This window comes from Nocardia sp. SYP-A9097 (genome assembly GCF_009649815.1).
In the GTDB taxonomy this organism is placed as follows: Bacteria; Actinomycetota; Actinomycetes; order Mycobacteriales; family Mycobacteriaceae; genus Nocardia.
Genome location: NZ_WJIC01000009.1, coordinates 146,366 through 159,867, shown reverse-complemented (window position 1 = coordinate 159,867; position 13,502 = coordinate 146,366). Strand labels below are relative to the sequence as shown.

Here is a 13,502-nt window from a genome sequence, read left to right as displayed (position 1 = left end):
GGAACGTCTTCCTGAAGGACAGCGGCGATGGCCTCACGTGCAATCCTGTCGTGCGTAATGATTCTCACGGCAGTGGGAATTGTGGTCTCCGGCTGTGGGTCCGGTGTGAAAACCGATCTCGCGGTTCCGAATTCGACGACTCCCGCGAGCCCGTCGATCGCGGGTGAATTCACCAAGCCGGATCAGGTTCCCTCGACCGTCGTGCTCCACGCGCGCACCGTCTCGGGCCTGGCGGTCCCGAATGTGCTTGTGTACCTGAGCCTTATCGAACCGTGTGATCCGGTCCGGCAGAACGTCCCCGGTGGCGAGTCGACCCAATCGCTGGGCCTGGATGCCACCACGGATGCGAATGGCGCGGCCCGCTATCTCGCTGTCACCGGCTGCTACCGATTCGGAGTCAAGACGCCGCCGTCCGGCAAACGCACCGAATCCCCCGAGCCCGGAACGCTTTTCGTGACCGTCCCGGGGCAGACAGTAGAGGGGTCGCTGATCTTCGCGGATCAGTGAACCGCCGATTTCCGCTGGTCAGATAACGACCGCGTGGTCCTCGACCACGCGCCCGCCCAGTCGCACCCAGCCGTCCGAATCCCATTCGGTGAACAGCTGCGACCCTTCGCCCTGGGTGATGTACAGCCCGCGCTCCAGCTTGGCCGTGAGCGCGATGGCGGCCGCGCCGGTGGCGGCATCCTCGGGAATTCCCATGGCGGGCGCGAACATTCGCGTCCGCACCTGTCCGCGAGCCTCGTCGATCCAGTTCCACACGTAGTGCCGGCCCTCCGGGAAATCGGCCGGGTCCAGCGTGGCCACCTCCTCGAGGTCGTCGAACTGGTGGAACTCGAACTCGGGCGCCCATTCCGAGCGTGCTCGCACCCAGGTCATGTCGTCGGTGACGGATACGTCCACCGGTCCGGCGGGCACATCGATCACCGAGACCGGACGTCCCTGCATGAACAGCCACCAGCCGGTGCCGACGGTCGGATGCCCCGCGAAAGGCAGTTCGACGGCGGGGGTGTAGATCCGCATGCTGGTGCGCTCGTTCGACGGGTCCTGGACCACAACCGTTTCGCTGTATCCGGCCCGGGCGGCCAGGGCCTGGTGATCGGCCCCCTCGACATCGGCGGCGCGGGCAATGCCCAGCGGATTTCCGAATCGGCCTGCCGCGTCGGTGAACACGCGAACCACTTCGATCTGTGCGCCATCGCTTTCCGGAATGCCCATGAGAGCCGAGCTTACCGCCGGTTAACGAGCGGTGGGGGGTGAACAGGTCGTGAGCATGTCGGCCAGGGCGCTCTTCTCGGTGGCCTGCACGGTCAGTCCCCAGTGGGATTTGATCGCTATCCAGCGGCGCGCGTAATCGCACCAGTACGCATTGCGTGGCCGCCACTGATCCGGGGTTTTGGAGCCCTTGTCCTGATTGGCCCGCTGCTGTACCGCCAGTAGATTGCCGACATCATTGGCGAACTGTTCGCGCTGCTCCGCACTCCACTGCGAGGCTCCCGAGCGCCACGCGTCGCCGAGCGCGACCACATGATCGATCTCGATATCCGAGGCCTTGAAGCGGTCGTACGGCAGTCGCTCCCCGGCGTACGGATCGATCAGCACACCGAAACGCACCATGCACGAATTGCCCTCCGCCAGGCGTACTTCCGTCAAGTCTCGCTTGAGCACGTCCTCGCGCGCGGTGCAGCCGTCGGCGAGTACGGGTTCCCCGCCGCGTCCGGACCAGCCGGGTCCGAAGGCATTGCGGTCGTAGGATTCCCAATTGCGATTCCAGGCGATGGTGAGCCGGTCCAGATCCCCGCGCGCTCGTTGCGCGTCGGGTAGCGGGGTGCCGCCGGGATCGGCGACCGGAGTCTGCTTGTTCGGCTCGTCCTGTCGATTGCTCCAGAGCGTGAATCCGATCGCGGCGACCGCGATGAGTACCACCGAGCCGGCGAAGAGTTTGCGCCAACGGCGCCGGGCATCGGTCCGGGAACGCGTGGGCATGCGGGGGAGTCTAGGGTCCCAAACGGGATGAACCGGGCAATGTTGCCGATCGGTGACCAATTACGGCTAATTTACGGCAAACATCACATCTGCGGTGCGTCACGAATAAGGAAGGGCCGCGCACCCGGTGGTGCACGGCCCTTCCTATGTCGGATTCGACCCGATCAGACGGCGGCGGCAGCCAGCGCCTCGGTCGACGCCACGGCCTGGCCGACACCGGCCACGATCGCGGCGGCGCGCAGCGACTCGAAGATCACCTCACGCGAGACGCCCTCTTCCCGCAGGGTGTGCTCGTGCGCCTCCAGGCAGTGAGCACAACCGTTGATCGAGGAGACCGCGAACGACCACAGCTCGAAATCGGCCTTCTCCACACCCGGCGTACCGATGATCTGCATGCGCAGGCCCGCGCGCAGATCGTCGTACTTGCCGTCCAGGAACGCCTTGCCCCGGTAGAAGACATTGTTCATGCCCATGATCGAGGCGGCGCCCAGTGCGGCGTTGTACGCCTGCTCCGACAGGATGTCGGCGGCTTCCTCGGCGACCTCGCGCAGCGTGGTGGCCGAACGGGTGGCGGCCGCCGAGGCGAGCAGGGTGCCCCACAGCTGCTGTTCGGTCAGCACGGTGGTGCGTGCGATCGAGGACAGGTTCAGCTTCAGGTCCTTGGCGTACTCGGGCAGGGAGTTCTTGAGGTTCTCGATGGTCACTGTGCGAAATCCTTTATGTCAGAGCCGTTTTGAAGAAGATCAGACCGAAGCGGTCATGAGCTCGCCGGCCTTGATGGTCGGGTCGCCCTTCTTCCAGTTGCAGGCGCAGAGCTCGTCGGACTGCAGTGCGTCGAGCACGCGCAGCACCTCGTCGACATTGCGGCCCACGGAACCGGCGGTGACGGAGACGAACTGGATCTCATTGTTCGGGTCCACGATGAAGGTGGCGCGGTCCGCGACGCCGTCGGCGTTGAGAACGCCGGTGGCAGCGGCCAATTCACGCTTCAGGTCGCTCAGCATGGGGAACGGGAGGGTCTTGAGCTCCTCGTGCTGGGCGCGCCACTGGAAGTGCACGAACTCGTTGTCGACGGACGCGCCGAGCACCTGGGCGTCACGATCGGCGAACTCTTCGTTCAGCTTGCCGAAGGCGGCGATCTCGGTCGGGCAGACGAAGGTGAAGTCCTTCGGCCAGAAGAACACGATGCGCCATTTGCCGGCGTGGTCGTCGCTCGAGATCTGGGTGAAGTAGTCGTCGGGCTGCTGAGCGTTCACCTTCGAGAGATCACCGCCGATGACCGCTGTCAGGTTGTAGGCGGGGAACTGGTCGCCAATGGTCAGCAGAGCCATGCTTGCTCCTCATGTAGTCGAATCGATTGTGTCGTGACTGCTGCGAACGATCTTGCCCCGAGGGGGGCGAAAGGTAAAGCCGATCGTTCGCTCTACACTGATAGGCGTGACTGATCAAACTTATCAGCCGACCCTTTCGCAGCTGCGTGCGTTCGTGGCGATTGCTGAATATCGCCATTTCGGTACCGCGGCGGCTCGGCTGAACGTGAGCCAACCCACGTTATCGCAGGCTTTGGCATCACTGGAAAACGGACTCGGTCTGCAACTGATCGAACGCAGTACGCGCCGCGTGCTGGTCACACCCGCAGGTAAAAGGCTGCTGTCACAAGCGATGGCGACACTCGAAGCGGCTGACCGTTTTGTCGCATCGGCGGCCGGATCCGGACTCGGCGGCACACTGCGCATGGGCATCATTCCGACGGTTGCTCCATATGTGCTGCCCACCTTGCTACCTGAGCTACGCAGGCAGCTGCCCACGCTCATTCCGCATGTGATCGAGGATCAGACGGCGCGACTGCTGGACGGCTTGCGTTCGGGCGTGCTGGATGTCGCGCTGCTGGCGCTCCCGGCCGATGCCACCGGGCTGGTCGAGATTCCGCTCTACACCGAGAAATTCGTGCTGGTCGTGCCGCGCGGGCACAAGTTCGCGGGCCGCCGGGATCTGAAACCCGCTGATATGGACGCCTTGCCGCTGCTCCTGCTCGACGAGGGCCACTGCCTGCGCGATCAGACCCTGGACCTGTGCCGCACCCATGAGGCGCAGCCCGGTGCGGTCGGCGACACGCGTGCGGCCTCGCTTGCCACCGTGGTGCAGTGTGTGGCAGGCGATCTCGGCGTCACGTTGATTCCCGACATGGCGGTCGCGGCCGAAACCTCCCGTGGCACTTTGGAAATCGCGCACTTCGCCGCGCCCGCGCCGGGCCGCACGCTCGGTTTGGCCTATCGCGCCTCCACCGCGCGCGGTGAGGATTACGAACGCCTCGCCGACATCATTCGCAGTCACCGCCCGTACTGACGGGCGCGCCGCGTTCCAATTGACCGGTTCGGATGCGTCTGGGACGCTCGAGCCCATGCGGATTCACCATCTGAACTGCGGCACCATGGCCTTCGGCCTGGTCGACCACTGCCTACTCGTCGAGACCCGGACCGAACTCGTGCTGGTCGACACCGGATTCGGGCTCGGATGCGTATGGGAGCCGGGGAAGATGCTGGGCGCGAACCGATTCCTCCTCGGGGCGAAGCTGCGCGAATCCGAGACCGCGATCCGGCAGATCCAGGCCCTGGGTTACGACCCTCGCGATGTGCGGCACATTCTGCTCACCCATCTGGATATGGATCACTCCGGCGGGCTGGCCGACTTCCCGGAGGCGACCGTGCACGTGCACGGCCCCGAATTCCGTGCTGCCACCGCCACTCCCACGATGTCGGAGCGGATGCGCTATCGCGCGCCGCAGTGGGCGCACGGGCCCAAGTGGATGGTGAACGAGGTCGAGGGCGGCGAGGACTGGTTCGGCTTCACCACCGTGCGCGATCTGCCCGGGCTGCCGCCGGAGATTCTCGCGGTTCCACTCGCCGGGCACACTCGCGGCCATACCGGCTATGCGATCGACAGCGGTCGTGGCTGGCTGCTGCATGCCGGGGACGCCTTCATGATGGCGGGCTCCATCGATCCGGAGCAGCCGAATGTGCCGTTCTGGGTGCGCATGTACGAGCAGGGTGCGATCGTGCGGGATGCCTATCGTGCGAATCAGCACCGTCTCAGCGAGCTCAAACGCCTGCACGGTCATCAGCTCAGCATCGTCAATTCGCATGATCCGGCGGTCTTCGCCCGGTCTATCGGCCGGTGAGTAGCGGGTCCTGGGCGCGCCGGTTGCCTGCCGGCGCCGCCCCGCTTTTCGTCTATGGGACGCTGCGGTTTCCGGAGGTGCTGACCGAATTGATCGGTTGCACAACGGAATTGCGGCCCGCGGAGTTGCCGGGGCGGCGGGCGGCGGCCTTGCCCGGCAAGGTGTATCCGGGACTGGTGCACGCCAATCACGGTGCCGCGCAAGGATTTCTGCTCACCGGACTGACGCGGACGCAATGGTGGGTGCTGGACGAGTTCGAGGACGACGAGTACGACCTGATCCCGGTATCGGTGCACGCGGGCAATCGGGAGGTCTACGCGTGGACCTACGCCTGGACCGGCGCGGTGGCAGCCGCGGATTGGTCCGCGGCGGATTTCACCGTCGCGCACCTGCCCGGCTATGTAGACGAGTGCGCGGCGTGGCGGCGAGATTTGATCCTACTGGATGGGACAATATGACACGGGCCACACTTGTCCGGTAGAACGTGTTGGCATGAATGCAGCGTCGGATATCAATGCCGTGGTCGCGGGTGCGCGCCGTCAGGGACTCGGTGACCTGTTGCGGCGTAGTGCGGCACGGGTGCCGGACAAGACCGCGCTGGTATGGCGGGAGCGACGCGAGAGTTTCGCCGAACTCGACGCCGCGGTGAATCGGGTCGCGCACAGTCTCGCGGATCGTGGTGTGGCACAGGGTGATCGGATCGCGCTGTACTCGCACAACTGCCGGGAATTCGTACTGTTGTACTTCGCGCTGGCCCGGCTGGGCGCGATCTCGGTGCCGATCAATTTCATGCTCACCGCCGATGAGGTCGCCTACATTCTGGGGCACTCGGGGGCTGTCGGATTCATTGCCGAGGATGCGCTCGGGGTCGAGGCCGAAGCCGCCGTGAAACAGTTGGGCGACAGCGAGATCCGACTGTTCGGCTGGATCGGTTCGAATGGTCTGCCGGCTCCGGCGGGCTGGGCGGAGGTGACCGCGTGGGACGACCACGCCGATGCCTCCGAACCCGATGTGTTCGTCGGTGATGACGATCCGGTGCAGCTCATGTACACCTCGGGAACCGAATCGCGGCCCAAGGGCGCCATCATGTCCGGGCGCGGCCTGATCGCCCAATATATGAGCGCGATCGTGGACGGGCGGATGACCGCCGACGATATCGAGGTGCACGCCCTGCCGCTGTATCACTGCGCGCAGCTGCACTGCTTCCTCACGCCCGATATCTATTTGGGCGCGACCAGTATTCTGCTGCCCGGTCCGGATCCGGCGACGCTGCTGCGCACGGTCGAAACCGAGCGCGCCACCAAACTCTTCTGCCCGCCGACGGTGTGGTTGTCACTGCTGCGGCATCCCGATTTCGACAAATACGATCTGTCGTCGCTGCGTAAGGGCTATTACGGGGCCAGCATCATGCCGGTCGAGGTGTTGCATGAACTGGCGGAGCGACTACCCGGTGTCGGACTCGCCAATTTCTACGGCCAGACCGAACTCGCCCCGCTGGCAACGGTTCTCACCCCGGAGGATCAGCTCACCAAGCCCGGTTCGGCCGGCCGGCCCGCGCTGAATGTGGAGACGCGCGTGGTCGATGACGACGACGAGCCCGTGGGCGTCGGCGTCGTGGGCGAGATCGTGCACCGTTCTCCGCACGCGATGCTCGGCTACTGGAACGATCCGGCCAAAACCGCGGAGGCGTTCCGCGGCGGCTGGTTCCACAGCGGTGACCTCGGGATCATGGACGCCGACGGCTATCTCAGCGTCGTCGACCGCAAGAAGGACATGATCAAGACCGGTGGCGAGAACGTGGCCAGCCGGGAGGTGGAGGAGGTCCTCTACCAGCACCCCGACATCTCCGAGGCCGCCGTGGTCGGCATCCCGCACCCGCATTGGATCGAGGCGGTTATCGCGATCGTGGTGGCCCGCGACGGAACCGCCCCCACGGCGGAGTCCGTCCAAGCGCACTGCAAAGCGCAGCTGGCCGGATTCAAGGTCCCGAAGTTCGTGACTTTCGTTGCGGCCCTGCCCAAGAACCCGAGCGGCAAGATTCTCAAGCGCGAATTGCGCACCGAACACGCACATCTCGCGGACCCGCCCCGATAGCAGTCGGTCGTGGTCAGAAGTCCGCGATTCGATTCAGGTGTTCGATATTGGCGATATCGTCGGGGTCGTCGCTGGCGGCCCCGCTGAACCAGCCATCCAGGATTTCGCTCAGCAGTGCCCGCGAAGTCAGCCGTAGGCTCAACGCCAGCACATTCGCGTCGTTCCACCGCCGCGCCCCCGCGGCGGTATAGCTGTCGACGCACAGCGCGGCCCGCACTCCGGGCACCTTATTGGCGGCGATCGACGCCCCCGTTCCGGTCCAGCAGCACACCACGGCTTGTTCGGCCCGCCCCTCCGTGACATCCCACGCCGCCGCGGCACTGCCCCACGCCCAGTCATCGCGCTCATCCGGCTCCAGCGCCCCGTGCACGATGACCTCGTGCCCGCGCCGTCGCAATTCCGACACCACATCGGCGGCGACCCCGGTGTTCTCGTCCGCCGCTACGGAAATACGCATAACACCCATTGTGACCCGGTGGTCAGGCTGTCGGGCTGATCTTCGGGCAAAGGGTGGTCCGAATAGTCAGAGTTGGTCGGCGGTCAGTTGGAGGCGGAGGTGGGTGGTTGCCCAGCGGTCGAGGGCAGCGGGGACGGATGTGGTGGTGAGGGTTCGGCGCAGGTCGTCGAGGGCGGTGGCGGCGGTTCGCAGGCCCAGACGAGTGAGGGTTGTGGTTGATTCGGCGGCGCGGGTGAACCAGCTCGGAGGCAGGTGGCGGATGCCCCGGTGGGCTACTTCGGAGGTGAGGGCCAGGGCCGTGGTGATGGCCTCGGCCAGGGGGTCGCGGTGGGAGGTGGCGGTTCCGGCGGGGATGGTGTGGGTGGCGGTGGCGAAGCAGGGGACGTGGACGGTGGCACCCGCCACGACCGCGGTGGGGTTCAGGATCAGGCGGCCGTGGTGGCGATGCAGGGAACCCGCGATGTAGCGAAGGAGGCCCGCGTCGCCGGACAGGGTGTGGGCCAGTGCGTCTATGGCTCCGGGGGTGGCGCTGGTGTGGGTTCGGGTGATGGTGGCGGAGCCGGTCGGGGCGTGCACGGTGGCTTCGAGGCGTTGTTCGCCGGGGAGGTAACGAATGTCGGAGATCGATTCCACCGTGATCGCTCGCAGGGATTCGGCACGGACTCGCGGGCGGATGAGGGCGGGGGCGAGGGTGGTCAGGCGCGCGGATTCGGCGTCGAGGTCGGTGAGCAGGAGTTCGGGTGGGAGACTGGACCAGTCGCCCGCGGATGGCAGCACCGAGGTGCGGGCCACGCGGCTGTTGGCAAGGCGCACTGTGCGATTGGCGGAACGTGCGGCCGATTCGGTGACCACGTTTCCGGTGGCGAGGTCGGCCAGGCGGGCCGCGCCGGTGCGGCGGGCGGCGAGGGCGGCGGGGGTCGGTGGTTCGGCGCCCTCGGCGATGACGGTGGTGTACGGGAGCGTCAGGACTATCCGCGCTTCGGGATGTGCGAGATAGGTTTCCACCGTGCGGGATTCGCTGTCGCCGGTAATGCGTGCGCCCAGCCCGGTGAGTCGCAGGTGCCGCAGCGGGGTCTGCGCGGCCTCCTCGGTGCCGAGCACCGGAATCCAGTCGCGAGTGCTCGCTCGGTGGCGCGCGACGAGTTCGGTGATGAGGGTCGCGGTGTGCAGGGGATCGTGGCGGGCGCTGCGGTCGCGGTGGGCGGCGAGCTGGTCCAGCAGGTCGGTCAGGGCATCGTGTGGCCAGCGGGCGGAGGCGGCGTCGAGGGTGCGCAGGGCGGCGCTGAAAACGGCGGGCAGAGCCGGACCGGCATGGGCCACACCGTCATTCAAGAGTTCGGCCAGCGGTGCCAGGACGCTGCCGGATGCCGTTACCGCGACGGAACCGTCGGCCGTGGCACCGACGGTGACTTCGAGGACGCCGGCGGCCGGATCGAGATCGTCGGCGACCTGGAATGCCCAGACCGCCAGGGCGATCGCATCCGGTCGCACCCCGCGTGCGGCATCGGCGCGGGCATAGCCGAGATCGCCCGGGACCAGGAATCGCACTGTGACAGCGGATAATTCGACGGCGGGGACCGGGTCCTGCGGGGTGCCGCGATGGACGGTGGCGCGGTATCCGGTGCGGTGCGCTTTCCTGGCGGCGGCGAAGGCGCGGGCACCGAGTAGCTCGCGCAGCTGATCATCGGAGAATTCCGCCGGGGACCAGGTGGGGGCGGCCGAGCTCGGCGCGAGCACGTCGCCGGTGCTGCCCGCATCGGATTCTTGCGCATCCGCCGCGTCGAACTGCGCTGTCGCGCTGGAACTCTCGGCCGTCGCACGATAACGCAGCACCGCCATGACCCGGTGGCGGCAGACCGCGGTCGATCCGCAGCTACAGGGCGAGGCTTCCAGGGTGACCCCGGCGGCGAGGGTGGTGCGGGTGCCGTCGGCGAATACGGCTTCGACTGTCCCGTCGGCGGATTCGCTGATCTCGGGTGGCGCGGTGGCATTCTCCTTCACCGCGCGTTTGAGAATGCCGCGATTCGCCAGCGTGATGAGCGAATCGTCGGTGAGGGCGAGTAGGTCGGCGCGCATCGGGGTCATCCGATCTTCTCGGCGATGAATCCGGCCAGCTCGCCGGGTGTCATCGCGCCCATATGAACACCGACATCGGCCAGCCGTTGCCCGGTTTCGCGGTCATACGCCGGGTCCGACTGCTCATCGAGGGCGGCCAGACCGAGCACGGTCGTACCCTCGGCCACCAGCGCTGCGGCCGTGCGGATCAGCGCGCCCGGCCGGCCGCCCTCGTAGAAGTCGCTGATCAGCGCGATTATGGTGCGGCGCGGATGCTCCACCAGCTGGGCGGCATAGGCCAGCGCGCGGGCGATATCGGTGCCGCCGCCGAGCTGCACCTTCATGAGCAGTTCCACCGGATCGTCCACCTCCCGGGTGAGATCCACAACCGCGGTGTCGAAGGCGACGAGATGGGTTTTGATGCCCGGCAGATTCCACAGGCACGCCGCCGTCACCGCCGAATGAATGACCGAACCGGCCATCGACCCCGACTGATCCACCAGCAGAATGACCTGCCAATTGTCGATATGTTTGCGGGTGCGGGCCCGGAAGTGTGCGGTCTCGATATAGAGCCGCTGCTCGTCCGGCCGATAGTGGGCGAGGTTGGTGCGCACCGTCTTCGGGAAATCGAAGTCGGCGGCGCGTGCAATGCGGCTGGGGCGGCGCGAGCGGGTGCCGGTGAAGCACACCCGGATCTCGGCGGCCATGCGTTCGGTGAGATCGCGCACCACCTGCTCGACAATGCGGCGGGCCATGCGCAGCACCTCGGGATTCATCAGGTGTTTGGTGCGCAGCACCGCGCCGAGCAATTCGGCATTGGGTTCCAGGCGTTCCAGCACGCCGGGATCGGTGAGCACATCGTGTAATCCATAGCGCTGCACGGCATCTCGTTCCAGGCGCTCGATGGTGGCTTTGGGGAACAGCCGGTGGATATCGTCCAGCCAGTCGACGGCATGGACGATCGAGGGCCCGCTGCCGCCGGTCCTGCGGATATCGCGGCGTTCGAGTTCGGTGTCGCGTTCATACAGCCAGTCGAGGGCGGCATCCTGACCGGCGGCCTCGGCGCCGAGCCCGGCGGCGCAGGTGACGGCGGCGGCGGGCGCACCGAGAATGAGTCGCCAGCGTTCCAGGGCCGGATCGAGTTCAGTCATCTGCGACTCCGCTGAGTTCGGTTGTGTCGAAGCAGGATTCGCTCATCAGGCCGTATTCGGTGAACTGCTGATCGACCCGCGATTCCACCGCCTGGGCGCGCGCGAGCAGCTCGGCGTCGACCGGCAGCCGCAGTAGCGCCGATCCGGAACCGGCGAGTCCGCGCTGTTCCAGCAGGTGGGTGGCGATGATGGCGCGTTCGCGCGGCGGGAACCAGGCGAAGGCGAGTCGCAGCGCGGGCAGGGCGGCGAGGAACTCTTCCTGCCCGAACCGGTTCACCAGCTCGTCGAGAACGGCGAGCAATGGCGGAGTGCCCGAACCGGTTTCGCCCGCATCCTGCAAAAGTTGCTCGCGAGCGAGCGCGAACAATCCGGTGAGAAAGTCGCCGAGTAGGTCCGGGGCGCCCGAGAGTCGCACGGCGCGTGCGATATCCGGGCCGTCGTGGGGTGCGAGGACGGCGACCACGCCCACCGCGGCGCCGCGCAGTGCGGGTGGCCGATCGGTGGCGGTGCAGCGTTGGAACACCCCCACCACGTCGGAGCGCTGGACGCTCAGCACCGGTTGCGCGTGCAGGGTGGCATCACGCACTGCGACAAGCGCTTTCAACAGCTCGTCATCGGCGGGAGCGGGTCCGCCGCGCACACCCTCGACGAGCCAGAGCAGGCGCAGCACCGCCGCATCGATGAGCGCGGCGAGGGTGGGGGAGTTCGATGTCCCGAAAAGCCGGTCGTGCCGCCATAATCCGAGGGTCACCGTCAGCAACTGCCCGAGACCGGCAGGCGCGCCGGCGGATTCGATGAGCCCGCGTACGGTGCCGACAATGCGCCCGGTCAACTCGGACAGCCCGCACAGCGTGGCATCGAAGAGCACCGTGGCCAATTCGCCGGTGTCGGAACCGGCTTGGGCGAACCGCTCCCCGAGCTGCGCGGCAGCGGCCTCGGCGCAGGTCGGACCCAGCGATCCCGCCTCGATGAGTGCGGGCAGCCGCATCTCGGCGGTGGTGATCCGCCAATTCTCGCTCAATTCCGGCGACCGGCCGATCGTCGGTCCACCATCGCGCGCGAAGCCCGGAATATCCAGCACCCGCAGCCGATGCAGCACCCGGCTGGCGTCCAACCCCGCCGCATCGGCGAGATCGACCTCGAATCGCCCGATCTCCGGCACCGCACAGCGAGCCAGCTCGCGCTCCGCATCATGTACCAGCGGCGGATGCGGCGTATCCGCGTGCAAGCGCCCCACCGTCGAACCCGACAGTGCCGCAACCATTTCCACGACCACCGGATCGGTGCCCACCCGCAGCTGTCCGCGCCCGGTCCATGGCAGCGGCCGATCCAGCGCTTCGGTGATCAGTGTCCCCGCCAAACCATCGAGAACATCGGTCCGAGAGGGAGATTCATGCCCGCGCAGCCGACTCAGCCCGACCGTGAGCGTCCGCGCCCCGATCAGCGACGCGGTGGAAACAGCTTGCCCTCGCTCCCGCAACCGCAGCACCACCGCCCGGGTGACACTGTCCGCGGCCTGCTGCGCCCCGTGCTCCCACAGCCGTTGGTAGTAGGCGGGCGAGGGCATCCCGGACTGATATCCCGCGAACGCATCCAGCCGCTGAAAACTGAACGGCACCAGGTAACTACCGCCCACCCCATCCCCGGGAAAAGCCGGAACGGTGGGCCACACCTCACCCGAGAGGTCAGGTGGGGGCATGCCGGCTCCCGCCATGGTGGCACCTGTCGTGTGCGCGCGAAACGGGGCGCGGTTGTCCTGGCCGAGACCCGCAGGCTCGAAAACACCCTTACTGCCACCTGCGGCAGCCTGGTCCGGCATAACACCTGCTGCGCCGCGGTCTTGTCCGCCCACATTGGCGGTATCCATGCCCGCGCGGGTGCGGTTCCCGGTAAGGCGGCGAAGCAACGCCGGGCGGTGGAAGCCGCCGGTCACCACCACGATATGGGTGTCGGACGGATCGTTGCGCCGGGTCAGATCGGCGACGGCGGCGTCGATCCAACCGGCCATATACTCTTCGCGCGCAAGGTCACCGGGGGAGGCGTCCTCATCGCCGCGCACCAATTCGAAGTAGGTGGCGAGGCGTTCCGCGAGAGTCTCAGGCTCACCCAGTTCGAAGAGGTGATCCCACAGCGCGTCGATATTGTCGACCGCGAACTCACGGCACAACCGTTGCGTCGCACGCTCATAGCGCCGTTCGGCATCCGCGTATCGATTCTCGTGTCCCGTGCACGCGGGATGCCAGGCGGGCAGGTCGATGAACCGCACCTGCGCGCCGACCGCTCGGCCTTCGGTGAGCGCCAGCCACTCCGGGGAGTAGTCGCACAGCGGCGCCCACGACATATGCCTGGTATCGCTGTCCCGGTAACTGCTGAACACGGCCACCGGTAACTCATGCCCGAGCAGCAATTCATCCAGCCGGTCGTTCATATCGGCCGGACCCTCGATCAGCACATGCGCGGGCCGTAGCTCCCGAATGGTGTCGCGTACCAACCGCGCACACGCGGGACTGTGGTGGCGCACGCCGATGAAGGTGACCGACACCGGTCCCACACCGGAGGTTCGCACCGGATCAATGCTCAT

General features: G+C 66.8%; 13 protein-coding genes. 5 read left to right on the top strand and 8 right to left on the bottom strand.

Features of this window, described 5'->3' with window-relative positions:
* Nucleotides 1-27: 27 nt before the first annotated feature.
* Nucleotides 28-507 (top strand): hypothetical protein, encoded by a 480-nt coding sequence (locus GFY24_RS20070; protein WP_153806598.1) that lies wholly within the window; start codon nt 28-30, stop codon nt 505-507.
* Between the two features lie 18 nt (nt 508-525).
* Here the strand turns inward: GFY24_RS20070 and GFY24_RS20065 are convergent, their stop codons facing one another.
* The 4 genes from GFY24_RS20065 to GFY24_RS20050 form a co-directional block, all read right to left on the bottom strand.
* Complete coding sequence (locus GFY24_RS20065; protein WP_153806597.1) at nt 526-1,218, bottom strand: PhzF family phenazine biosynthesis protein; 693 nt, start codon at nt 1,216-1,218, stop codon at nt 526-528.
* Between the two features lie 21 nt (nt 1,219-1,239).
* A complete protein-coding gene (locus tag GFY24_RS20060) occupies nt 1,240-1,986 on the bottom strand; it encodes an HNH endonuclease family protein (protein WP_153806596.1) in 747 nt (248 codons plus the stop codon).
* A 164-nt stretch (nt 1,987-2,150) separates the two neighbouring features.
* Nucleotides 2,151-2,690, bottom strand: a complete 540-nt coding sequence (locus GFY24_RS20055) for a carboxymuconolactone decarboxylase family protein (RefSeq protein WP_309231077.1) — start codon at nt 2,688-2,690, stop codon at nt 2,151-2,153.
* A 39-nt stretch (nt 2,691-2,729) separates the two neighbouring features.
* Nucleotides 2,730-3,317 (bottom strand): peroxiredoxin, encoded by a 588-nt coding sequence (locus GFY24_RS20050; protein WP_153806595.1) that lies wholly within the window; start codon nt 3,315-3,317, stop codon nt 2,730-2,732.
* A 106-nt stretch (nt 3,318-3,423) separates the two neighbouring features.
* Between GFY24_RS20050 and GFY24_RS20045 the strand changes: the two genes are divergently transcribed.
* From GFY24_RS20045 to GFY24_RS20030, 4 genes are read left to right on the top strand one after another with little or no spacing between them, the layout of a single operon-like run.
* On the top strand, nt 3,424-4,332 hold the full coding sequence (locus tag GFY24_RS20045; protein ID WP_309231076.1) for a hydrogen peroxide-inducible genes activator: 909 nt from the start codon (nt 3,424-3,426) through the stop codon (nt 4,330-4,332).
* A 55-nt stretch (nt 4,333-4,387) separates the two neighbouring features.
* The gene (locus GFY24_RS20040) at nt 4,388-5,164 is read left to right on the top strand and encodes an MBL fold metallo-hydrolase (protein WP_153806594.1); all 777 of its coding nucleotides are present in this window, start codon (nt 4,388-4,390) and stop codon (nt 5,162-5,164) included.
* Complete coding sequence (locus GFY24_RS20035; RefSeq protein WP_153806593.1) at nt 5,161-5,622, top strand: gamma-glutamylcyclotransferase family protein; 462 nt, start codon at nt 5,161-5,163, stop codon at nt 5,620-5,622. Before GFY24_RS20040 ends, GFY24_RS20035 begins: the two co-directional genes overlap by 4 nt.
* 34 nt (nt 5,623-5,656) lie before the next feature.
* Nucleotides 5,657-7,258 (top strand): acyl-CoA synthetase, encoded by a 1,602-nt coding sequence (locus GFY24_RS20030; RefSeq protein ID WP_153806592.1) that lies wholly within the window; start codon nt 5,657-5,659, stop codon nt 7,256-7,258.
* A gap of 13 nt (nt 7,259-7,271) precedes the next feature.
* On the opposite strand, the gene GFY24_RS20025 is transcribed toward GFY24_RS20030, so the two are convergent.
* From GFY24_RS20025 to GFY24_RS41140, 4 genes are all read right to left on the bottom strand, one after another.
* Complete coding sequence (locus GFY24_RS20025; RefSeq protein WP_153806591.1) at nt 7,272-7,715, bottom strand: RpiB/LacA/LacB family sugar-phosphate isomerase; 444 nt, start codon at nt 7,713-7,715, stop codon at nt 7,272-7,274.
* Between the two features lie 66 nt (nt 7,716-7,781).
* On the bottom strand, nt 7,782-9,800 hold the full coding sequence (locus tag GFY24_RS42990) for a hypothetical protein (RefSeq protein ID WP_153806590.1): 2,019 nt from the start codon (nt 9,798-9,800) through the stop codon (nt 7,782-7,784).
* Nucleotides 9,797-10,921 (bottom strand): VWA domain-containing protein, encoded by a 1,125-nt coding sequence (locus GFY24_RS20015; RefSeq protein ID WP_153806589.1) that lies wholly within the window; start codon nt 10,919-10,921, stop codon nt 9,797-9,799. Before GFY24_RS20015 ends, GFY24_RS42990 begins: the two co-directional genes overlap by 4 nt.
* Nucleotides 10,914-13,502, bottom strand: a complete 2,589-nt coding sequence (locus GFY24_RS41140) for a DUF5682 family protein (protein ID WP_194852941.1) — start codon at nt 13,500-13,502, stop codon at nt 10,914-10,916. The genes GFY24_RS20015 and GFY24_RS41140 overlap by 8 nt, the downstream gene beginning before the upstream one ends.

Bases quoted from the DNA above. Each gene is read 5' to 3' on its own strand.
- GFY24_RS20065 (WP_153806597.1), bottom strand. From the start codon at position 1,218: ATGGGCATTCCGGAAAGCGATGGCGCACAGATCGAAGTGGTTCGCGTG.
- GFY24_RS20070 (WP_153806598.1), top strand. From the start codon at position 28: ATGGCCTCACGTGCAATCCTGTCGTGCGTAATGATTCTCACGGCAGTG.
- GFY24_RS41140 (WP_194852941.1), bottom strand. From the start codon at position 13,502: ATGAGCATTGATCCGGTGCGAACCTCCGGTGTGGGACCGGTGTCGGTC.
- GFY24_RS20025 (WP_153806591.1), bottom strand. From the start codon at position 7,715: ATGCGTATTTCCGTAGCGGCGGACGAGAACACCGGGGTCGCCGCCGAT.
- GFY24_RS20060 (WP_153806596.1), bottom strand. From the start codon at position 1,986: ATGCCCACGCGTTCCCGGACCGATGCCCGGCGCCGTTGGCGCAAACTC.
- GFY24_RS20050 (WP_153806595.1), bottom strand. From the start codon at position 3,317: ATGGCTCTGCTGACCATTGGCGACCAGTTCCCCGCCTACAACCTGACA.
- GFY24_RS20015 (WP_153806589.1), bottom strand. From the start codon at position 10,921: ATGACTGAACTCGATCCGGCCCTGGAACGCTGGCGACTCATTCTCGGT.
- GFY24_RS42990 (WP_153806590.1), bottom strand. From the start codon at position 9,800: ATGACCCCGATGCGCGCCGACCTACTCGCCCTCACCGACGATTCGCTC.
- GFY24_RS20040 (WP_153806594.1), top strand. From the start codon at position 4,388: ATGCGGATTCACCATCTGAACTGCGGCACCATGGCCTTCGGCCTGGTC.
- GFY24_RS20030 (WP_153806592.1), top strand. From the start codon at position 5,657: ATGAATGCAGCGTCGGATATCAATGCCGTGGTCGCGGGTGCGCGCCGT.